General features: G+C 49.8%; 17 protein-coding genes. 8 read left to right on the forward strand and 9 right to left on the reverse strand.

Features of this window, described 5'->3' with window-relative positions; all coding sequences use genetic code 11:
- Positions 1-123: 123 nt before the first annotated feature.
- From UF06_RS21635 to UF06_RS21655, 5 genes are all read right to left on the reverse strand, one after another.
- The gene (locus tag UF06_RS21635; protein ID WP_045572319.1) at positions 124-657 is read right to left on the reverse strand and encodes a hypothetical protein; all 534 of its coding nucleotides are present in this window, start codon (positions 655-657) and stop codon (positions 124-126) included.
- Complete coding sequence (locus UF06_RS21640; RefSeq protein WP_045572320.1) at positions 657-2,405, reverse strand: hypothetical protein; 1,749 nt, start codon at positions 2,403-2,405, stop codon at positions 657-659. The genes UF06_RS21635 and UF06_RS21640 overlap by 1 nt, the downstream gene beginning before the upstream one ends.
- A complete protein-coding gene (locus UF06_RS21645) occupies positions 2,398-3,723 on the reverse strand; it encodes a site-specific integrase (RefSeq protein WP_045572321.1) in 1,326 nt (441 codons plus the stop codon). Before UF06_RS21645 ends, UF06_RS21640 begins: the two co-directional genes overlap by 8 nt.
- Positions 3,724-3,820: 97 nt before the next feature.
- Positions 3,821-5,179: a glutathione-disulfide reductase gene (gene gorA, locus UF06_RS21650; protein ID WP_045572405.1), complete on the reverse strand. Its 1,359-nt coding sequence runs from the start codon at positions 5,177-5,179 to the stop codon at positions 3,821-3,823.
- 270 nt (positions 5,180-5,449) lie between these two features.
- Positions 5,450-6,289, reverse strand: a complete 840-nt coding sequence (locus tag UF06_RS21655) for a 23S rRNA (adenine(2030)-N(6))-methyltransferase RlmJ (protein WP_045572322.1) — start codon at positions 6,287-6,289, stop codon at positions 5,450-5,452.
- Between the two features lie 270 nt (positions 6,290-6,559).
- On the opposite strand from UF06_RS21655, the gene prlC reads away from it, so the two are divergent.
- A complete protein-coding gene (gene prlC, locus UF06_RS21660) occupies positions 6,560-8,602 on the forward strand; it encodes an oligopeptidase A (protein WP_045572323.1) in 2,043 nt (680 codons plus the stop codon).
- A 71-nt stretch (positions 8,603-8,673) separates the two neighbouring features.
- Here prlC and asnC read toward each other — a convergent pair whose 3' ends face one another.
- Entirely contained in the window at positions 8,674-9,138 is a 465-nt protein-coding gene (gene asnC / locus UF06_RS21665; RefSeq protein ID WP_039422561.1) for a transcriptional regulator AsnC, read from the reverse strand.
- A 109-nt stretch (positions 9,139-9,247) separates the two neighbouring features.
- Between asnC and UF06_RS21670 the strand changes: the two genes are divergently transcribed.
- The 3 genes from UF06_RS21670 (at position 9,248) to UF06_RS21680 (ending at position 13,917) form a co-directional block, all read left to right on the forward strand.
- On the forward strand, positions 9,248-12,382 hold the full coding sequence (locus UF06_RS21670; RefSeq protein WP_045572324.1) for an EAL domain-containing protein: 3,135 nt from the start codon (positions 9,248-9,250) through the stop codon (positions 12,380-12,382).
- Positions 12,383-12,473: 91 nt separating this feature from the next.
- Positions 12,474-13,253 carry a class I SAM-dependent methyltransferase gene (locus UF06_RS21675; RefSeq protein WP_039462382.1) on the forward strand — a complete coding sequence of 260 codons (780 nt, stop codon included), beginning with the start codon at positions 12,474-12,476 and terminating at the stop codon, positions 13,251-13,253.
- A 139-nt stretch (positions 13,254-13,392) separates the two neighbouring features.
- On the forward strand, positions 13,393-13,917 hold the full coding sequence (locus tag UF06_RS21680) for a hypothetical protein (protein ID WP_045572325.1): 525 nt from the start codon (positions 13,393-13,395) through the stop codon (positions 13,915-13,917).
- Positions 13,918-14,008: 91 nt separating this feature from the next.
- On the opposite strand, the gene UF06_RS21685 is transcribed toward UF06_RS21680, so the two are convergent.
- Positions 14,009-14,893: a carboxylate/amino acid/amine transporter gene (locus UF06_RS21685; protein ID WP_045572326.1), complete on the reverse strand. Its 885-nt coding sequence runs from the start codon at positions 14,891-14,893 to the stop codon at positions 14,009-14,011.
- Positions 14,894-14,959: 66 nt separating this feature from the next.
- Positions 14,960-15,385: a universal stress protein UspA gene (gene uspA / locus UF06_RS21690; RefSeq protein WP_039422571.1), complete on the reverse strand. Its 426-nt coding sequence runs from the start codon at positions 15,383-15,385 to the stop codon at positions 14,960-14,962.
- 168 nt (positions 15,386-15,553) lie between these two features.
- Between uspA and ftnA the strand changes: the two genes are divergently transcribed.
- The 3 genes from ftnA to UF06_RS21705 all read left to right on the forward strand — a co-directional run bounded on the left by ftnA (position 15,554) and on the right by UF06_RS21705 (position 17,781).
- Positions 15,554-16,081 (forward strand): non-heme ferritin, encoded by a 528-nt coding sequence (gene ftnA, locus UF06_RS21695; protein WP_039433695.1) that lies wholly within the window; start codon positions 15,554-15,556, stop codon positions 16,079-16,081.
- A gap of 85 nt (positions 16,082-16,166) precedes the next feature.
- Positions 16,167-16,490, forward strand: a complete 324-nt coding sequence (gene uspB, locus UF06_RS21700; RefSeq protein ID WP_045572327.1) for a universal stress protein UspB — start codon at positions 16,167-16,169, stop codon at positions 16,488-16,490.
- Positions 16,491-16,593: 103 nt separating this feature from the next.
- Positions 16,594-17,781 (forward strand): NAD(P)/FAD-dependent oxidoreductase, encoded by a 1,188-nt coding sequence (locus UF06_RS21705; RefSeq protein ID WP_045572328.1) that lies wholly within the window; start codon positions 16,594-16,596, stop codon positions 17,779-17,781.
- 59 nt (positions 17,782-17,840) lie between these two features.
- Here the strand turns inward: UF06_RS21705 and UF06_RS21710 are convergent, their stop codons facing one another.
- The gene (locus tag UF06_RS21710; protein WP_045572406.1) at positions 17,841-20,315 is read right to left on the reverse strand and encodes an EAL domain-containing protein; all 2,475 of its coding nucleotides are present in this window, start codon (positions 20,313-20,315) and stop codon (positions 17,841-17,843) included.
- Positions 20,316-20,627: 312 nt separating this feature from the next.
- On the opposite strand from UF06_RS21710, the gene UF06_RS21715 reads away from it, so the two are divergent.
- Positions 20,628-21,458 carry an HDOD domain-containing protein gene (locus UF06_RS21715; RefSeq protein ID WP_045572329.1) on the forward strand — a complete coding sequence of 277 codons (831 nt, stop codon included), beginning with the start codon at positions 20,628-20,630 and terminating at the stop codon, positions 21,456-21,458.
- The last annotated feature ends 11 nt before the right edge of the window (positions 21,459-21,469 follow it).

The raw sequence follows: 21,469 nt of genomic DNA on the forward strand, positions 1-21,469 counted from the left end.
TGTTCGAACAGGGTTCGCCATTCTTGGTTAGTGCGTCGTTTGGCCATTTCAAATCTCCTTTGGGTTGGAGGTTTGATCTTATTATTCGGGCTAGACGATTAGAATGCGGGGTTTATGATGCGCTTACTCTAGTTTGTGCCAATATGCGTCATGTATTACGGCATTAATGGAAACAAATACGTTCTCAATTGTTCGTTGTGCATAGTCTTTTTTTTGTAGGAAACTCTCAAACTGAAGCCATACAGAAGGGGTGCTAAGGGCTTTAAGCGAACTATGATTGTTTTCTGCTAAAAATCTATAGGCTGTTTTTATCTTGCTGAAATTTGATCGTATACCACTAAATTTCGATGCCCTTCTCTGTTTTGGATTTTTATTAAATAGCCATCCAAATGTGATGAGTTTCAGTTCTCGTTGCAGTTGAGGAAATGCATCGAACTCAACTGCACTCAAGTTGTTGTTCGTTCTTTTTCGAGAAAACGGCAAACAATCCCAGTTACTTTGCCCAAAGGTGGCAGTAACGTTGCCATTTTCATCTTTGCAGATGACAACTGCATCCAACTCATCAAATCGCCCCTCATGATAGAGAGCAACAACATCCACATCCTTGACCTTATGCTGCTGAGGAAAGTCGGGTAAGTAAAGATGACTGGTATCCATTATTTTATCTCGTCAGTTAAGTTTGGGATTAAAGCTAGAACGGACTCGCTACTATCCCAAGCAGGATGTAAGCCATCATCATTAAGCTTGGCCTCGGCTTGTCTCAATATCCGTTTTCTGAGGTTTGGAAGTATGTTTTGTTCGATGAACTGTACGATGGCTTCAAAGTTTTTTCGGTAATGACTGGCATCTAAATGAAAGTAAAGAGATTCCTCAATGCAGGCTTTAAATGAGAGCAGGCACCAGATGTCTGAGATTGACTGTACGATAGCTTGGCTTGCGCAACCAAAGCATCCCAGGAGGTCAGCGCACGCCAGTTTCTCTCCTTCCTTCGCCAGTAGTCCTTGTGCTTTAGCTTTCTTGGTGTACTTTTCTGATTTTTTCCCGAATGGTGTAGTGCAGCTTCCGCCGTTGGCAGTGCGGCTTAATTCGGGATATCTAATCTTGTTTTCGTCCTCAATGACTAGCACCTTAATACTAAGATTTTCCCTAGCTTGCTGGGAATTGACTCCGCTTTTGATCTGTTCTTCCCGAATAGAAATGGTATCTTGCATCATACCGTTATTTGCCAGTTTGTTCCCTTTGCTGTAGTTGCGTTTACGGGTTTGTGGCGTGTTATTCAGCATAATGTCGTTAACCATTTCACCCTGATGATAAGCAGTTAATTGGGTGCCCGTTTCACGAAAACGGCTGATTACGGGACGTAATCGGCGACCTGTTTGGTCTATAAAGGTAAAATGTTTTTCGACCCATATTTTTAAGAAACTTTGCAGTGTTGACGAGGACAGCGGTTGCACTCTTTCGGAAACGACTGTTTGGAGCAGCATTGCTTTGCTATCTGAGCGAATTATTCTTGATGCATTGAGCAAGTTGTCGAAAAAATTTAAAGCATACTTGGGAATATCCAGTTCATGACCACCCATTTCTACTTGTATGGTTTTAAATGCACGGCGCTTGAAGGCAGGCATGGTATACCACTCTTCGCCCATGGACATTGAAGCGTTACTGGGTTGTTTTAGCTGGAACAGGTCACTGGTGTTAGTATAGGTGTAGTAAGCCAAAATGAAGGTTGCAGCACACATCATTTTGGAAATACCAGCACACAACCAATACTGCTCGCCTTTCCACTCGAATGTCATGGTTTGTTGGTTGCTGTGGGCGTTTATATGTCTGTCAGGGTTTTCAATTAACTGCTTGTAGGTCTGTTTGAATACTTGTCGCAAAAATGGCAGAAGCTGATTTAAGTCGCTACGAGTATAGGCTTCAAAAGACTCGGTATCTTTGTTATCCATTACGATGATATTGTCAAAGTAGTGACTTGGTAGTTCAAGATATCTAACAAACAGTTTGACCATTTGGCTGCGGAGCTTTTTATAAGTGCTTCTCTTTAAGCTACCTAACATAACTCTATTTTGCAGAAAAGACATGTATCGCTCCAACGAAGACTGGGTGAAGGTGATGATACCTTCTGCATCACTCCACGAGAGGTAACTAGCGGTTTCTTTAAAAGTGTAGTAAAGCGTATTGTGGCTAGCACCTTCTTGAATTTCTTCATCGAACTTGTGCTTTAACTGAAGAATAAAGTGCTCACGGTTGGCACTCTCGAACTTACCACCTTGCTGTAATAGCCTCGTAGAAGGGCACCCTTTTACTAATAATCGATTAAAGTCTGCAAGATTGTGATCTGACGTATTTAGCTGAATGCACAACTCATGTTTCCAGTCACTCAGATATATAACCTTACTCATCTTCACCTCCAAGCGCTTCGTGCATAATGCTGTCGAGGATGCCAAACTTGACTTTAAATGCTTCTTTACGCTTTAGGAAGCGTAGATACTTCCAAGTGGTGCTCTCATTTTTATGTCCCATCCAACCCATCAAAAGCTCCATACATTCAACAACGGGCAGATTAGCTTCGAGTAAATCATTGAGACGATAAGTACCATAGGTGGCGCGTAAATCATGGAAGCGGTGAGAAAATGATGGTTCTGCTTGCCTTATTTCTGCTCTGAATTCAACCCAGCGAGACTCAATGATCTTTCCTGTGACGGGATTACCTTGTTGGCTTATAAAAAGTGGTTCGTGACGTTTACTGCGATCTAGTAATTCAATTTTTTTTTGGGTGAAAGGGGGGACTTCGTTGTCTAGCTGTTCTATTTTTTCATTGAGTTTGGCAACACGCTTAAGACGGCGCTCTGAAACTCGATATTGATTCAATAACTGGAGCAAGTTCGATGAAATCTCAACCGTCCGAGTTTTTAGAAACTTGGTTTGTACCCCTGTAGAGCGGGGACATAACAGCATTTCGAAGCGATATTGGCTTTCCGCAAGTGGAATTGCGGTATCTAACGCATCTAATGTGAAGGTTGCCACTTCTTCAATCCGCATACCAGTATCTATAGCGAGCAAAGATTGTAATCGCAACTCTTCAGATGTTCGCAGAAGGTGATGAGTTAAAACACTAAGAGCATCAATACTTAATGGGGATAGTGGTCTGATATTTTTGCTATCTGCATCTCTTGGTACTTTTATGCGCAAATCACTAGTCTCAATAGTGAAGGTTGGAGATATATGAGCAAGAGTCCCATTATTCTGAATAGAAACAAACTCCATTTTGAACGGGGCTTCCTTCTCGTTTTTTATGCATAGATAGCCGTCGTGCATCAACCATTTATAGTAGTTGACGATTTGATTCATACGAACACTAGCCGTGCTATGTGCAAGTTCACCTTGTTTGATTTGCTTGAGCAGGTGGGAGCGGAAAAGGTAGGTTGGTTTGAGGCGTTTAACAGGAGGGAAGTTATCCCAATTTAACCCATTGTCTTCAAGAAATTGATAGTAAGCACGTAATGCCTGAGCGCAGGGAGATAGATCTTCTGCCTTCTTTATTGCCTTTAGATAAAAAAGGTAGCTGTTGGCTTCGTAATTGAATATGCCATTTTGATAAAAAAGGGTTGGTAGTGAACCGATGTTGTCATTGGTTGGTTGACAATGGAATGTGCCATCATCCAGCTTTCGTAGCTCAGTCTCTTTAAATACATCGCTAGAGTACACAAGGTATGTCATAAATCATCCTGAAAAATATCACTGTCCATGCATATAGTATGGACAGTGATTGATTATTTTCCAGAGTTATTTACGTGTGTAAGATGCTTTTCCTACACTAACCCCTCATAGTAACAAACTCTTCCGAACCGGTTGGGTGGATAGCCACAACAGAATCGAAATCGGCTTTGGTGGCGCCCATCTTCATCGCCACGCCGAAACCTTGAATCATTTCGTCCACCGCGAAACCGATGCCGTGCAGGCCGACCACTTTCTCATCTTCACCCGCACATACGAGCTTCATCTTGCATGGCTGACGGTGTTGCGTCACTGCTGTGTACATCGCGGTAAAGCCAGATTGGTACACTTTCACGTTCTCTTCGCCGTATTTGGCGATCGCTTCTGGCTCGGTCAGGCCGATGGTGCCGATTGGTGGGTGGCTGAACACCACGGTTGGGACCAAATCGTAATCCATTTTCGCGTTGGGCTTGTTGTTGAACAGACGCTCAGAAAGCTGACGACCTGCTTTCACTGCAACCGGGGTGAGTTCTATGCCGCCTTCCATAATATCGCCCACGCAGTAAATGCCTTCTACGTTGGTGGCTTGGAACTCATCGACTTTGATGTAGCCGCGCTCGTTGGTTGCTACACCGGTTGCGCTCAGGTTGATGGCGTCAGTCGCTGGGTGACGACCGATTGCCCAGATAAGCTGATCAACGTTTTGGCTTGCACCGTTTTCAAGGTGAAGCGTTAGGCTGCCATCGGCTTCTTTCACCACTTCTTTTGGTACCGAGTGGGTGTGCAATGTTGGGCCTTCTGCCGCCATCACTTCCACTAAGGTGTCGATGATCATAGGGTCGAAGCTGCGCAGTGGTGATTCTTTACGGCAGAACAGGTGAGTTTCGGTGCCAAGCGCGTTGAGTACGCCAGCGATTTCCACCGCGATGTAACCCGCGCCGACCACAGCAACACGTTTTGGTTGCTCTGCTAGGTCGAAGAAGCCGTTGGAATCGATGCCGTATTCCGCGCCCGGAATGTTTGGAATGGTCGGGCGGCCGCCTACGGCGATCAGGATGTGATCCGCGGTGTAGTGCTCACCGTTCACTTCCACGGTTTTCGCATCGATGAATTTCGCGAAGCCTTTAATCACGTTGACTTTGTTGTTGCCGAGCACGCGATCGTAAGATTGATGGATACGGCCAATGTACGCTTGGCGGCTTTCCACCAGTTTGCTCCAGTCGAAGCCTTTTACGTCCACATCAAAGCCGTAATCTGGAGCGTAAAGGCTCATCGCTTCGGCGATTTGCGCGCCATGCCACATCACTTTTTTCGGTACACAACCGACGTTGACACAGGTGCCGCCTAGGTCTTTCGCTTCGATCAGCGCCACTTTCGCGCCATACATGGCTGCACGGTTGGCCGATGCGATACCGCCACTACCACCACCGATACAGATATAGTCAAAATGCGTTGCCATTACTTTCTCCAAGATCTTATTGATTTTTTGAGTGCCCAACATAGATTGGGGTGGCGCGTTGTGAAGTCAATGCCACCGCTTTCCCCCTATCATAAAACGAGTCTAGCAATTTGCTTAATGGGAAAAAGTGACGATGCTTATGACAAATAGCGATGAGAGGATCGGAAAAGCTCGCGCTCAAGGAATATGAGGCAGAGTTAAGTGGCGATGTTGGGTGAAAAAAGCGCAGCGGTTAAGGCGCTGCGCTGAGAGAGGAGGGGCGATCAGCCGTTATTCCGGTACCACCCACTCGACTTTCCAGTGGCCTGTCGCTGGCGCGATGGCTTGTTGCAGAAACGGCAGAATCTCTTGCATCTGGCTTTCCAGCTTCCACGGCGGGTTTATCACGATCATGCCGGATGCCGTCATGCCGCGCTCGTTGGTGTCGGGTGACACGCCGAGCTCAATTTGTAAGATTTTGCGAATGCCGAGCCCTTCAAGCCCTTCCAGCATGTCATCGATGTCGCAGCGATTGACCACCGGATACCAAATCGCGTAGATGCCCGTCGCCCAACGTTTGTGGCTTTGGTAAATCGCTTGCACCACATCACGGTACTCTTTGGCTAGCTCGTAAGGTGGGTCAATCAGCACTAAACCGCGGCGCTCTTGTGGCGGCAGGCTGGCTTTAAGGCGTGAAAAGCCATCTTCTTTGTAGATGCTCACTTGGTGATCACGGTGAAACTCTTGTTCCAATAGCGGGTAATCGCTTGGGTGAAGCTCGGTGAGTACCATACGATCTTGCTCACGCAACTGAGCACGCGCCACGCGCGGCGAACCTGGGTAGTAACGTAAGTTGTCGCCGTTATTCAGCACCTTGATGGCATCGAGGTAGCTTTTAAGATCTTCAGGAAGATTGTTTTGCTCCCAAATTCGTGCGATGCCTTGTTTGTATTCGCCCGTCTTTTCTGACCATTCATGCGTCAGATCGTAGCGACCCACGCCGGAATGGGTGTCGTGATAGACGAAGGGTTTGTCTTTTTGTTTTAAGGCGTCCAGAATCAAACTCTGAACAATATGCTTTACCACGTCGGCGTGATTGCCAGCGTGAAAACTGTGGCGATAACTCAGCAAAATACACTCTCGTAACACTCTTGGCAGAGTGTGGTCTGGGATGAATAGGGTGATTATATACGCAAGTGATGCGGATGTTGATGGATCTCTCAGCCTAAGCACGGACAAAATTGCTCCACAGTATTGAAATCTGAACCTGTTGCTCATATGTAGTGTCATAATGCAGTACGTATTACCTCCGTTGGCTGAAAAACAGTCGATGGAAGCGCGCAGCCCGTTGGACGCGCGGCTGCCCCAGTCACGCCTATGAACCAAACAAAAGGAATTTATATGTCGAATCCACTGCTTACTTTTACGGATCTGCCTCCGTTTTCTCAAATCAAACCTGAGCATGTGAAACCTGCGGTCGAGCAGGCGATTGCCGATTGCCGCGCCAAGATTGACCAAGTGTTGGCGGACAACAGCAACCCGAGCTGGGAAAGCGTGATTGCGCCGATTGAGGAAGTGGATGATCGCCTGAGCCGCATTTGGTCACCCGTCAGCCATATGAACTCGGTGGTTAACAGCGATGAGCTGCGTGATGCTTATGAAAGCTGCTTGCCGATGCTGTCAGAGTACGGCACTTGGGTCGGTCAGCACAAAGGCCTGTTTGAAGCTTACAAAACCATCAAAGCCAGCGATGAGTATCAAAAACTGACGCAAGCGCAGAAGAAAACCATCACCGATTCACTGCGTGATTTTGAGTTGTCGGGCATCGGCTTGCCTGCGGACGAGCAGCATCGCTACGGCGAGATCAGCAAACGCATGTCGGAGCTGAGCTCGAAATTCTCCAACAACACCCTTGATGCCACCATGGGCTGGACCAAGCACCTCACGGATGAAAAAGAGCTAGCAGGCATGCCTGAATCCGCGCTGGCGGCGGCCAAAGCGGCGGCAGAAGCGAAAGAGCTGGATGGCTATCTGCTGACGCTCGACGTACCGTCGTATCTGCCAGTGATGACTTACTGTGACAACCAAGCGCTGCGCCGTGAAGTTTACGAAGCGTATGTGACGCGCGCCTCTGATCGCGGCCCGAACGCGGGTAAGTGGGACAACACGGAAATCATCAACGAGCAGTTAAAACTGCGCTATGAAATTGCCCGTATGCTGGGTTTTAACGCTTACAGCGAAAAATCGCTGGCGACCAAAATGGCCGAGAGCCCAGCACAAGTGCTTGGCTTCTTGAATGATTTGGCCACCAAAGCCAAGCCGCAAGGTGAGCGCGAAGTTGAAGAACTGCGTCAGTTTGCTGAGCAAGAGTTTGGTGTGTCTGAACTCAACGTGTGGGACATCGCTTACTACAGCGAAAAGCAAAAACAGCATCTGTTCCAAATTTCTGATGAAGAGTTGCGCCCTTATTTCCCTGAGTCCAAAGCCGTCAGTGGCCTGTTTGAAGTGCTCAAGCGCGTGTTTGGCATGAGTGTGCAAGAGCGTCAGGGCGTCGATGTTTGGCATAAGTCGGTGCGTTTCTTCGATATTTTTGATGCACAAGGCACGCTGCGCGGCAGTTTCTACCTGGATCTCTACGCGCGTGAACACAAACGTGGCGGCGCGTGGATGGATGAGTGCCGCGTGCGCCGCGTTAACGCGCAAGGCGATCTGCAAACGCCAGTGGCGTATCTGACGTGTAACTTCAACCGTCCGATCGGCAATAAGCCCGCGCTGTTTACGCACGATGAAGTGGTCACGCTGTTCCACGAATTCGGTCATGGCATCCATCACATGTTGACCCAAGTGAGCACGGGTGCGGTTTCTGGCATCAATGGTGTGCCTTGGGATGCGGTTGAGCTGCCAAGCCAGTTCCTCGAAAACTGGTGCTGGGAAGAAGAGGCGCTGGCGTTTATCTCTGGCCACTACGAAACGGGCGAACCGCTGCCTAAAGCGATGCTAGAGAAAATGTTGGCGGCGAAGAACTTCCAGTCGGCGATGGGGATTTTGCGCCAGCTTGAGTTTGGTCTGTTCGATTTCACCCTGCACACTGAGTTCGATCCGGAAGTCGGCCCGCGTGTACTGGAAACGTTGGCGGAAGTGAAACAGAAAGTGGCGGTGCTGCCAGCGGTCGAATGGGCGCGTGCATCGCATAGTTTTGGGCATATCTTTGCGGGTGGTTATAGCGCGGGTTACTACAGCTATCTGTGGGCTGAAGTGCTCTCTTCCGATGCGTTCTCACGTTTTGAAGAAGAAGGGATTTTCAACTCTGAAACGGGGCAAAGCTTCCTGCACAACATTCTTGAGATGGGCGGCAGCGAAGAGCCGATGGAGTTGTTTAAACGCTTCCGCGGCCGTGAACCACAAATTGATGCTTTGCTGCGTCATTGCGGTATTGCGGCGTAATTCAATAAAGCGCGAAAACTTCACACAAGGCCAGCCACAGTGCTGGCCTTGTTTTTTGCTGAACGGCAGCGTTAAGGGTTGACGTTGCGATTGATGGGATTTTGCAGTGAGATGAGGGTTTCGGTGGACTGCACTTCGTCGATCGCTTGCAGTTTGTCGATCAGCACATATTGCAGCTCTTCAATCGATTTGCACATCAGTTTGACGAAAATGTTGTACGCACCGGTGGTGTAGTAAGCCTCCACTACCTCATCAAGGGCGTTGAGCTTTTGCAGTGCCGAGTGGTAATCACGCGCCGCATTGAGATTAATGCCAATAAAACAGCAAACGTCATAGCCGAGTTTCTTGGTATTGACGATCACTTCTGTTCCTTCAATCACCTCGGCGGCTTTCATCTTTTCGATGCGCACGTGAATCGTGGCAGGACTGACGTTAAATTGTTTTGCCATCTCGGCGTAGGGGGTTTTCGCATCCGCCATCAGCGTTTTTAAAATCGCTCGGTCGAGTTCATCCAGTTTGGCGTTGGTTGTCTGCATTCTTTGTCCCTTTTTTAACCGCCGTAAGGGTATAATACTAACAAGGGTCGCTCAGCTTGCACAATCGCACTTTGCGCCTGAATCGACTGAATATTAACAAGGTGAATGCGTGCGTTTTTGTGTCTGTTTACTGCTGCTGTGCTGCAGCGCTTTTGCAACGGCTGAAGAGAAAAAAGTGCTGGTGGTTCACTCCTACCATCAAGGCTTTTACTGGACCGACTCGTTTCAGCGTGGACTGGCGCAGCAGCTAGAGCAGCGTGATATCTCGATGCGCGTGCTCTACTTAGACAGTAAACGCAATCAAAGCGCCCGTTTTCTCAACCAGCTCTATTCTCTCTACAAAACCAAGCTGGAACAGGAGCGTTTTGACGCGATTGTGGTCAGCGACAATATCGCTTTGGCGTTGATGCAGCGCCTTGCCGAGCAGCTTGGTGATACGCCAGTGATCTTTGGCGGAATTAATGATTACCAGCCAAGTTTGCATGCAGGTTTAAAAGCCACTGGCCTCACCGAAGACACCGACATAGTCGCCAACATCGCGCTGATTGAGCGTTTGCAGCCGCAAGTCAAACAGATCTATGTGGTGACGGATCACTCCATCAGCGGGAAAGCGTTGCGCGTACAGATCGACCGCTTTCTCACCGAGCATCCGCGCTATCAGCACAAAGTGATGCACTTGGTGCCGGATAATATGCTGGATCTGGCGCAGCAGACGGCTTGGATGGACATGAGTGATGCGGTGCTGTTTTGGGCTTACTACCGCGATATCAGCGGCCGTTTGACCAGCAATGACGACTGGAAAAAGCTCAACCAAATGAGCCGTTCGCCCATTTATCTGGTGCACGATGTCGGCGTGGGCCATGGTGCGGTGGGTGGGGTGATCCAGAGTGGCTATAAGCAAGGCTTTGAAAGCGGAGAAGTGTTACTCAACGTTCTGGTTAATCCAAGCGCGCCACTGCCCAAAGTGAGGGTGGGAGAGCCGGATATTCGCCTCGATTATCAAGCGGTCGCACGCTGGGGGCTCGGTGTGGAAGGAGAATCGGCCTCGGTGTTTTTCAATAAACCGGAGCCGTTTTTTGAGCGCTATAGCCGCGAGCTCCGCATGGTTGGCATCGCCTTTGTGCTGCTGCTGGGCGTGATTTTGTTGCAAGTTTCCTATCTGCGCCGTTTGCGCCGCAGTGAAAGCCTCGCCAGAGAGAGCCAACTGATCCTCGAATCGATTTTCGACCAAAGCTTGCAGTACATCGGCATTTTGGATCAGCACGGTTGCCTGATTTCAAGCAACAGCCAACTGCAAACACTGCTGTTTTATCCGGGCATGCCGCTTGAGAGACCTTTATGGCAGCACAAGCATTGGGAAGACGAATCAGGCGCCCGTTTAGCGAGCTATTTTGCCTCTTCGGAGTCGATGGTGAGTACCTTTGAAGCGGAGATCTGGAGCGCCGAACAAGGCTCGATAGTGCTGGAAGTGTCGCTCAAGCCTTTCTCTTCTCAAACCAAAAAAGCGCCGCGCTATCTGTTTGAAGCGCGCGATATCACCTCGCGTAAAGTGATGGAGGATAAACTCTACAAGCGCGAATCGAATCTGCGTAATTACTACGAGCAGCAACCGGTGATGATGGTGACGCTTGATGCCAACAATCGCATCCAGCAGGTCAATCGTTTTGCCCAGCAGTTGTTGGGGTATCCACAAATGTCGATGCTCGGCCATCATTTGCACGATTTTTATTGCGACAGCAAAGCGATGAACCCACGCCAAGTACTATTGCAGCCCGATCCGGATATGAAAGGGGTGTGGCGGCGTGAAATTGAGTATCGCCATACCAATGGTGAAGCGGTCTGGGTGCGGGAAAATATTCGCCCGTTAACCGAATCAGGTCAGGTGTTGATTGTCGGCGAAGACATTTCGCACAACAAACAGTTGGCGACGCAGTTGGAGTATCAGGCCAAGTACGATTTGTTGACCGACACTTACAATCGCAACCAGTTTGAGATCGAACTCAAGCGCTCGCTGGGCGAAGTCGAAAGCCATCGCCGCGTACACGCCATGTTGTACATTGATATGGACCAGCTCAAGGTGCTCAATGATACCGCCGGCCACGATGCGGGAGATGCCGCAATCCAATATTGCGCCAGCATGCTGGAAGAGGTGTTGCCTCACAACGCCGTTTTGGCGCGCCTCGGCGGCGACGAATTTGCCGTGCTGCTTAAAGACAGCAACGAGCACACCGCGATTGGTGTTGCCAAATCGATTCTCGCCACCTTAGGTGCCGAGCCGTTTGTCTGGGAGACGGTGCGGCTCAATCTCACCTGCTCGATTGGCATTCGCATGATCGACCACACCGCCGATTCGCCGCAAATGGTCCACGCTCAAGCCGACACCGCCTGCCACGCCGCCAAAGAGCTTGGGCGCAACCGCTATCAACTGTTTAGCCTCGATAGCGAAGAGTTGCAGCGCCGCCAGCAGGAGATGGAAAGCGTCAATCTTGTGCACGATGCGCTGGCCAACGATCGTCTGGAGCTGTTCGCCCAGCGCATTTTGCCGCTCAGCCGGGAATGTAAAAAAATGCACTTTGAGATCTTGGTGCGCATTCGTGACAGTGATAATCGTTATCTGTCGCCCGCTATTTTTATGCCAGCGTCGGAGCGCTACAACATCGCCCATCTGATCGACGAGCAAGTGGTCAATCAAACCCTCGATTGGCTGGAAGCGCGGCCAGAGGTGGTCGCGCGTCTGGGGCGCTGTTCGATTAACCTCTCCGGTCATTCGATGGGGAATCCGGAGTTCATTCAATTCTTGCTCGATCGTCTGGCGAACAGTGTGATTCCTTGCGAAAGATTGTGCTTAGAAATCACTGAAACCGCTGCGATGAAAAACGTCGCGCTGGCGATGGAGTTTTTTGCCCAGCTCAAAGCTTTGGGTTGTCTGATCGCGCTGGATGACTTTGGCTCGGGCCTCTCCTCGTTTGGTTACTTGCGCCAGCTGCCGCTGGATATTGTCAAAATCGACGGCATGTTCGTGCGTGATATGCATGAAAATGAGACGGACCTTATCATGGTGCGCGCGATTAACGAGCTCGCCCAGCAGATGAAAAAGCAGACGGTGGCAGAGTTTGTCGAAAATCCAGACATCATAGACAGGTTGCTGGAACTCGGGGTCGACTATGCCCAAGGTTACGTGATCGGCAAGCCGAAACCGCTGGGCGAATTGATCGAGGAATTGCTTGCCGAGCTTGAGCGTTAACGGCGCGTTGCCAGCCAACAATCTCTGGGGTTTCTGTGAGCGTTACGCTACACTCGCGGCGATTATTTTCTTACTTTTCTGGGAGCTTTCAGTGCAACTACAGCTGATTTGTGAAGACGTGACGATGCAAGCGCAACTGGACGCCATCGCTGCTCGCTGGCAACTGGTGCAGGATGAGCAGAGCGTGATGGCTCTGGTGTTGACACCGCAGCGGCTGGAATTGCGTAAACTGGACGAGCCTAAACTGGGCGCGATTTATGTCGATTTGGTGGGCGGCGCGGTTGGCCATCGGCGCAAATTTGGCGGTGGAAAAGGGCAGGCGATCGCCAAAGCCGCAGGGCTTAATAAAGGGGCGACACCGAGTGTGCTCGATGGTACCGCAGGCCTTGGTCGAGACGCCTTTGTGCTCGCTTCGCTCGGTTGCAAAGTGCAGATGGTCGAGCGTAATCCGGTGGTGGCGGCGCTGCTGGAAGATGGTTTGCAACGCGCCAAACAGGATGTGGAAATTGGCCCGTGGGTCAGTGAGCGTATGTCGCTGCTGCACGCTTCCAGCCACGATGCATTAACGCAACTGGTTAGCGATCCGAATTTTGTCCGTCCGGACGTGGTTTATCTCGATCCTATGTACCCGCATCCAGAGAATAAGAAAAAAAGTGCGCTGGTGAAAAAAGAGATGCGCGTGTTTCAATCCTTGGTGGGCGCCGATAGCGACGCCGATGCCTTACTGGCGCCCGCTTTGGCCCTGGCGAGCAAACGGGTCGTGGTCAAACGCCCTGACTATGCAGAGTGGCTCGATGGACAAAAACCGGCGATGGCGATCGAAACCAAAAAGAATCGTTTTGACGTCTATGTTAATGCATCAATGAGTTAGCTCCTCGGCAAGTAAAGGAGCGCGTTTTGCGGTGATAACTCGCTTGCTAAATATTCCGCTGCGCTGTATATCTTAGTAAGAATTATTATTATTCAAAATATCAACGATGGATACACATCGCGCACGCTGGAGTAGTAGCATGGCAAAACGCTTTTGTAAGATGAACCGTAAAGAGATCGCGGATCAACTGGGGGAAATTCACCAATTGGTCGCCGCGCCCAAATATCTTTGCCGGGCCTGCGCTCGTTCGTCGGCAGCGAAAGGTTCACTGTGTAAGCCGCAAGCGATTCCATCGTTAAAAGCGTTGCGCCATAATGCGGCGCAAAGCGAACCGAAAAACGAGCATATAGTTAGCCAACCTGAGCCGATTGTGGTTAAACCAAGTTTGCCGATGGAGAGTGCAGAGGCCACCGCCTCGGTGAGCGCGCCGTTAAGCGGCTTTGCCATAAGCTTGCTCTCGCTCAATAAGAAGCAACTGAAAAAAGCCAAGAAAGCGCTGAAAAAGCAGCGTAAGTACCACAAGAAACTGGCTAAGTTAGCCAAGAAAAAGGCCAAACAGTTGAAACGAAGAGAGAAGCTTGAGCGCAAGTTGCATAAGTTCAGTGGCGTGCTGCGGGTGCTGAATCATACTCAAGCGGTGCGCCAAGAGACGCCCATGCACTGAGTGAGACGCTAAAAAACCGCCCACATGTCGTGGGCGGTTTTTATTAACGGACTATTCTATCAACGGGCTTTTTTATCAACGAACTTTTTTATTAACGGACTGCGCGTGCGTAGTCGCGCTCGACTTTCGCTTTCACCCAACGTTCGTTTATCCACAGTGATAGCAGAATAACTCCGCCTCCGACGGCAAGCCTCAGCAAGTCAACATCGCGGTTCCAGATCACGATGTTGACAATCAGCCCAGCGGGCACCAAGGCGTTATTCATCACCGCCAGCGCACCTGCGTTGACCATAGTCGCGCCTTTATTCCAGGCAAAATAGCCCAGTCCAGACGCAATCAGCCCCAAGTAAATCAAAATGCCCCACTGCACATCAGTGGTCGGTAGCTTATTGACGTTGCCGAGCAGAGCAAACGCCACCAATGCCACGCACAGCGCACCGAGGTAGAAGTAGCCAAACACCGTATGCTGCGGCAAATCCAGCGACTCTTTTTCCATGATGAACTTATAACCCACTTGGCCGATGGCGAAACAAAGGTTTGCGCCTTGCACCACCAAAAAGCCCAGCAAGAAATTCTCATTAATGGTGGAGAATTTAATAAGCGCCGCACCTGCCACCGCAATCAGCGCCGTGAGCAAGTACCAAGGGGAGAAGCGCCCTTTCAACAGGTCATAAATCAGGGTGACGTAAATGGGCGTGAAAACGGTAAACAGCAACACTTCCGGTACCGACAGCAGCAGGAAAGATTGGTAGTAGAAACAGTACATCAGGCCAAGTTGAAAAGCGCCAACCAGCATCAGTTTGCCGATCAGCGTTTTACTGATCCCTTTGAATTTGAGAAACGGCAGAAAAACCACACTGGCCAATGCGACGCGCATCAGCACAGAGAACCAAGAATCGACCTGACCGGCGAGATACACGCCGATCAGGCTAAAGGAGAATGCCCATAGTAGGGTGACTGCATTGAGATAAAACATAACTGAGAGTAATTATTAATCAATTCGCGCAGTCTACCGATTTGCGATGGGCGGCAAAAGCAAAACTTATTCTTTCAGTGGTACAACCAGCATATCCACTGGCGAGCAGTTGATCAGTTGGCGAGTAGAAGAGAGCAGTTTGCTCCAAAAATCTTGATGATGGCCACACACCAGCAGGTCGATATTGTATTCGCCAATGGTGTCGCACAACTCATTGCTTAAATCGCCACTGCCGACCAAAGTATGAGTGATGGGAAAGTTAGCGTATTCCGCCAAATTGGTGAGTTGGGTGCGCGAGGCTTCCATCGCATGGTGCTGGGCTTCGGCCATGTTGATGTCGATAAGGCCGGTATAGAGTTCGGCATAATTAACATCAATGTGAATAAAGGAAACTTTGGCTTCCAGTGCTTTTGCAAGAGAAACGGCTTTATCTATCAGTAGTTTGCTGTCGTCAGACAGATCAATGGCAACCAGTATGTGTTGATAACTCATGGTGTGGTCTCCTTTATCATTTTCCCCTTTGGGTATAGTTCAACATTAGCACTTAGGTGAACAGTTTTTTGCCGTTGGGATCTCAGAACCGTATCCAGTGAACAAAGAGTTATCGAATTTTTCGTGTTATAGTTGCCGGCCACAGACATTAAAATATCAGGAGCCCACATGCTGTCTCAGACTATGGTCGACCAACTGAATGAGCAAATTAATCTGGAATTTTTCTCATCCAATCTATACTTACAAATGAGTGCTTGGTGTGAAGATAAAGGTTTTGATGGCGCAGCGCAGTTTTTACGTACGCATGCGGTAGAAGAAATGGGCCACATGCAGCGTTTGTTTACTTATGTGAGCGAAACTGGGGCTCTGCCAATTTTAGGCGCCATCGCTGCACCAAAACATGATTTCGTGAGCTTGGGCGAAGTGTTCCGTGAAACCTACGAACATGAAAAAATGATCACAGAACAAATCAATAAACTGGCTCACCTTGCCTTTACCTGTCAGGACTATTCAACCTTCAACTTCCTGCAGTGGTATGTGGCTGAGCAGCACGAAGAAGAAAAGCTGTTTAAAGGGATTTTAGACAAGATCGAACTTGTGGGTGAAGACGGCAAGGCACTGTTCTTTATCGACAAAGATCTGGCACAACTGGCGAAAGAAGGTTCATCTTCAGTGATGGATGCTCCAGCTGCGTAACGGGACGCTAAGTTCCCGGTAGCGGGAAAAAAGGCGACGATCGTCTTTTTCTCTTGAGCATTGTTGAAGATGTAGGGAGGAAAAGATGATCAATGCAGATATTATCCAATTTACGCTCATGGTGGTGACTGGCGTTAATCTTGCCCGTTATCTCACCGCACTTCGTTCTCTTATCTACATCATGCGAGAAGCCCACCCGCTCTTGTATCAACAAGTGGATGGCAACGGCTTTTTCACCACACATGGGAATGTCACCAAGCAGGTGCGCCTCTATCACTATTTAAAAAGCCGCGAATATCACCACCATCATGACCCTGTGTTTACTGGCAAATGCGACCGCGTACGCGAGTTGTTTGTTCTTTCTGTCAGCTTGATGGGGGTGACACTGCTGGCGGCATTTCTTCTGTAAGCGAGTGCTTGGAAAATAACCCGCTTTCGCATTAGAATAGCGGCGAAAAAGTAAGGATGTGCCAACTGCACATCCTTTTTTATTGCCAGAGAGATTCACGAGCATGAGTAAACAGTTTGATGTCGTCATTATTGGTGCCGGAGCCGCAGGATTGATGTGCGCCGCCGAGGCGGGTCGTCGTGGCCGCCGGGTACTGGTGGTCGATCACGCCAAAAAGCCAGGACGCAAAATCCTCATTTCCGGTGGTGGCCGTTGCAATTTCACCAATAATGATGTGTCAGCGAAAAATTATTTATGCCGCAACCCGCATTTCGTTAAGTCGGCGCTTTCCCAGTACAGCAATTGGGATTTTATCTCGATGATCTACAAGTACGGCATTGAATTTGAAGAGCGCGATCACGGCCAGCTGTTTTGTGTCGATTCCGCGAAAGAGATCGTCAACATGCTGCTCAGTGAGTGCGATCAACCCAACATTACTCAGCGCTACCAAGTGCAACTCACTGAGATTGAAAAAACCGAGCAAGGCTTTGTGCTACGTGCGGGCGCAGAAGTGTTTGAATGCCAATCTTTGGTGGTGGCGACAGGCGGCCTGTCGATGCCGAAGTTGGGTGCTACCCCTTATGGCTACAAGATTGCCGAGCAGTTTGGCATTCCGGTGGTGCCGACCTGCGCGGGATTAGTGCCGTTTACTTTGCACAAAGAGGACAAAGAAGCGTTTGCTGAGCTCTCCGGTATCGCGATTCCGTCGGAGATCACCGCAGAGGACGGCACCATGTTCAAAGAGGCGCTGCTGTTCACCCATCGCGGCTTGTCGGGTCCTGCGGTACTGCAAATCTCTTCTTACTGGCAAGCAGGGCAAGCGGTGAACGTGAATCTGGTGCCTGAAGTCGATCTGCATGAACTGCTGACGCGTAACCTAGAAAAACACCCTAACCAGAGCATGAAAAACACCTTGGCCAAGGTGCTACCTAAGCGTTTAGTCGAAGTACTGATTGAACGTAATGAGCTGAGTGACAAGCCGCTCAAACAATACAACAGCAAAGAGTTGCAAACGGTGATTGAAACGCTGCAACAGTGGAAAATCGCTCCGAATGGGACCGAAGGCTATCGCACGGCGGAAGTGACCTTAGGCGGCGTCGATACCGATTATCTCTCATCGAAAACCATGGAGTGCAAAACCGTCTCTGGTTTGTACTTCATTGGTGAAGTGATGGATGTTACCGGCTGGCTCGGTGGGTACAATTTCCAGTGGTGCTGGTCGAGCGGCTTTGTCGCGGGGCAGTGGGTGTAAATCGGACTGCGTCCTAAATGAATCTGGCTTGTTTAGGACGCCTGTTAAAATGGTCAGTATTACTCTCTGACCATCAATTGAGCCACTTGCTGTGCATCTTGTGGCCGAGCGAGATAAAAACCCTGCCCCAATAAGCAGCCTTGGCTTATCAAGTAGTCGACTTGCTGCTGGTTCTCCACCCCTTCGGCAATCACCGTAAGCGCTAAGGTTTCGCCCATGGCGATCACCGCTTTGACGATGGCGTTGCTGTCACTATCGACGGGAATGTCATTGATAAACGAGCGGTCAATTTTTAACTTGCTGATTGGCAAGCCTTTTAAATAAGAGAGCGACGAATAGCCAGTGCCAAAATCGTCCAGTGCGATCTCGACGCCCATCGCGCGCAACTGATTGAGTGCTTGGATGGCTTTGGCCGGATCGTGCAGCAGGAAGCCTTCGGTGATCTCCAGCTCCAGTTTTCTCGCTGGCAGTTGGGTATCCTGCAAAATATCTTGTAACTCGCTAATAAAATGCGGATTTTGCAGTTGTAACGCCGACACGTTCACTGCCATGTGGCTAAAACGATACCCTTGGCTGAGCCAAGTTGCCGCTTGCTGGCAGGCGCTACGCAAAACCCATAAACCTATCTCCTGAATCAACCCGCTTTTCTCGGCGACGGGAATAAACTCAGCGGGCGAGATCAGCCCCCATTCTGGATGCTGCCAGCGCAGCAAGGCTTCCATTCCGACTAAGCGCGACTCGTAAAGATTAAACTGTGGTTGGTAGAGCAAAAACAGCTGATCTTTTTCCAGCGCTTCGTGCAGTGCCGATTGGTAGCGTAGGCGTGAGAGCGATTGATTGGTCAGATCTGGCGAGTAAAACGCATAGCCATTGCGACCATTCTTTTTCGCCAGATACATAGCGGTGTCGGCGTTTTTCAGCAAAGATTCGCTGTCTGTGCCATCTTGCGGGAAGCGGGCGATACCAATGCTGGTTGAAACGCGCAGGCTCTCTTGTTCTGAGAGATGAAAGGGGCGGTTGAACACTTTGAGAATGTCGCTCAACGCTTGAGTCAACTGCTCGTCGTTTTGCAGATCTGGCAGTAGTACAACAAATTCATCACCGCCAATCCGTGAGATATGTGCCCGGCCGTGCAACGTTTCTGACAGGCGTCGGCCAAGCTGCGATAACAGGGTGTCGCCGCACAGGTGGCCCAAACTGTCATTAATGTGTTTGAAATGGTCGATATCGAGAAACAGAGTGGCAAAACTCAGCCCAGATTGTTCACCACTTTTTATCTGCTGCTGCAGTAATTTCACCAACAGTGTGCGGTTTGGCAACCCAGTGAGCGGATCATAAAACGCCATGCGCTCTAGCTTGGCTTCATTGGCTTTGCGCGCGGAAATGTCTTCGAACACGCAGATGTAGTTGACCAACTCGTGCAGCTCATCTTGCACCGCACTGATGGTGGCTAATTGCGGGTAAATGCTGCCATCTTTGCGACGGTTGACAAATTCGCCTTTCCACTGTCCTTGTTGCTCCAATTGCTGCCACAACTGCTGATAAAAAGCATCATCATGATGACCGGAGCGCAAAAGACTGGGATTTTTGCCCACCACCTCTTCGGCGCTGTAGCCGGTTATTGAGCTAAAAGCCTGATTCACATCGAGAATGCGTGCGTTGTGATCGGTGATCACCATCCCTTCTTGGGAGTTGTTGAAAATTCTTGATGCTAACGTGAGCTGGGTTTCGATGTGTTTGCGACGGGTGATGTTGCGCGTCATACCCAAAATGCCAATCAATTTACCGTGACGATTACGAATGGGGGATTTGATCGTCTCCAGCCAACTCTTATTTTGCTGGTCATCAAACACATAGCACTCTTCGACCACCTGCTGGTTGCCGCTGGCCACAACCAACTCATCGGATTCGATAAACTTCTTCGCTCTGGATTCTGGAAACAGCTCGTAATCGCTTTGGCCGACAATCTCAAGCCCACTCTTTTGCCAAGCCTGCTCAACACTTTGGTTGGTGGCGAGATATTTACCATCGACACTTTTTATCCACGTGTGATCTTCAAGACAGTCGATAAAATCTTGCAACTTGGGTATGGCCGTAAGTTCGGCGGTTTGATGGCGCAATTGCTGCTGGTGATATAAGTTCGCCAGTTCAAAACTGAAGATGGCGGCGAGCCCCGACAGTTGTACTGCCATCGGCGCGGCATGTTGCGCTTTGCGACAACGGGCGATCAACACGCCAAACAACTGCTGATCGATCAGCCAAACCGGACTGAGTGCGATCGCCTGATCGTTCACCGTTTGATAGTGAGCCTCGGTTTGACCTATGGGCCATTCTGCCTGCCACTGCTCAAGTTTGGCGTAGATCTCCACCCCCAAATGGCTTTGGCTGCCCATTGGTATGGAGAGCTCGAGCATCCACTGATCCGTGTAGCTGAAAGAGTAAAAATAGCAGTCGCATTCGAGAAACTCAGAAGCTTGGGTGATCTTCTGTTTCCAACTGGCGAGTACGTCATGGGAGATAGCGAAGCGAAACATAGGTAATAGCAGCAGAAAAAAGGGGGCCAAGGTTGCGCCCGAAAAAAACCGACTGGCACGAGCGCGTACCGAGCCGCGTTTCGCATCAGCGCAAACGATGTTATAAAATTGGTTATATCCTAACCAACTCACCGCTCTTTCCCAAGGTGAAATTGCAAGTTTTGTCTATTATTCTGGCCCGATGAATGTCTCAAAATAAGCAATTTATTGCCTAAGGCGTTCTTTTTATTGCGTATCTTGAGGTGTTGTTTGGTCCTAAATCGGGCTGTATGCGCTATATTTAATGACTCTGCTGATGTTAAGGAGAAAGCTATGTCGCAAGATGCGCTGATTTCGCGTCTCAATGAGTTGCCACGTATCGAAAGTGTGTTGCAAGAGCTTTTGGCTATGGTGAATCGGGATGATTTCAGCTTTGCTGAACTGTCGCAAAAATTGGCGATGGATCAGGTGCTGAGTGCGCGTTTGTTGCGTATGGCGAACTCGGCTTACTTTGCCGGAAACCAGCCGATCTACAATCTCCATGAAGCGGTTGTGCGGGTTGGTACCAAGGCGGTGCGCACTTTGGTCTCCTCGTCCATCATTTGCGGCGCGTTTCCTAAGGTAGAAACGCTCGATCTGAAAAGCTATTGGGCAGAAACCTTTGATATTGCCATGATTGCCAGCCGTTTGGCCGATCAGGCCAAGCTCGACAGTAGCGAAGTCTTTACCACCGGCGTGTTGCACAACATCGGCGAGCTGATGATTCACGCCTTAGTGCCAGAGCACGCGCTGATGATCCGCGAACGCATTGAACAAGGGATGAAGCCACTGGCGGCGCAGCGGCAGGTGCTGGGTACGGACGCGGTGGAACTCGGCGTGAAGCTGGCCGAAGCGTGGCAGTTCCCACTCGAAATGAAAGACGCGATTGAAAACATCAACCATCCCGGACGAGCGAAAGTGGCCAAGCGGCTCGCTTGCTTGCTCTATCTGGCTCGCGATGTCAGCCGCTGTTGGGACACGATGCAGGATGAAGAAGAAAAGCAGTGCTACTTGGCTGAGCATCCCGCCGCAACTGCGCTCGGCATTTCGCCAGGGCGCGCATTTGTCGTCGACCAAATTCGCGGCCAAGGCAGCCAGATGGCCCACGATATTTTAACCATGTAGGCCAAATAAGC

It is taken from the genome of Vibrio sp. S234-5, from assembly GCF_000960595.1.
GTDB lineage: Bacteria > Pseudomonadota > Gammaproteobacteria > Enterobacterales > Vibrionaceae > Vibrio.

Coding starts and splice junctions, on each gene's coding strand:
- UF06_RS21685 (WP_045572326.1), bottom strand. CDS start 14,893: ATGTTTTATCTCAATGCAGTCACCCTACTATGGGCATTCTCCTTTAGC.
- uspB (WP_045572327.1), top strand. CDS start 16,167: ATGATCAATGCAGATATTATCCAATTTACGCTCATGGTGGTGACTGGC.
- uspA (WP_039422571.1), bottom strand. CDS start 15,385: ATGAGTTATCAACACATACTGGTTGCCATTGATCTGTCTGACGACAGC.
- gorA (WP_045572405.1), bottom strand. CDS start 5,179: ATGGCAACGCATTTTGACTATATCTGTATCGGTGGTGGTAGTGGCGGT.
- ftnA (WP_039433695.1), top strand. CDS start 15,554: ATGCTGTCTCAGACTATGGTCGACCAACTGAATGAGCAAATTAATCTG.
- UF06_RS21635 (WP_045572319.1), bottom strand. CDS start 657: ATGGATACCAGTCATCTTTACTTACCCGACTTTCCTCAGCAGCATAAG.
- UF06_RS21710 (WP_045572406.1), bottom strand. CDS start 20,315: ATGTTTCGCTTCGCTATCTCCCATGACGTACTCGCCAGTTGGAAACAG.
- UF06_RS21645 (WP_045572321.1), bottom strand. CDS start 3,723: ATGACATACCTTGTGTACTCTAGCGATGTATTTAAAGAGACTGAGCTA.
- UF06_RS21705 (WP_045572328.1), top strand. CDS start 16,594: ATGAGTAAACAGTTTGATGTCGTCATTATTGGTGCCGGAGCCGCAGGA.
- asnC (WP_039422561.1), bottom strand. CDS start 9,138: ATGCAGACAACCAACGCCAAACTGGATGAACTCGACCGAGCGATTTTA.
- UF06_RS21715 (WP_045572329.1), top strand. CDS start 20,628: ATGTCGCAAGATGCGCTGATTTCGCGTCTCAATGAGTTGCCACGTATC.
- prlC (WP_045572323.1), top strand. CDS start 6,560: ATGTCGAATCCACTGCTTACTTTTACGGATCTGCCTCCGTTTTCTCAA.
- UF06_RS21640 (WP_045572320.1), bottom strand. CDS start 2,405: ATGAGTAAGGTTATATATCTGAGTGACTGGAAACATGAGTTGTGCATT.
- UF06_RS21680 (WP_045572325.1), top strand. CDS start 13,393: ATGGCAAAACGCTTTTGTAAGATGAACCGTAAAGAGATCGCGGATCAA.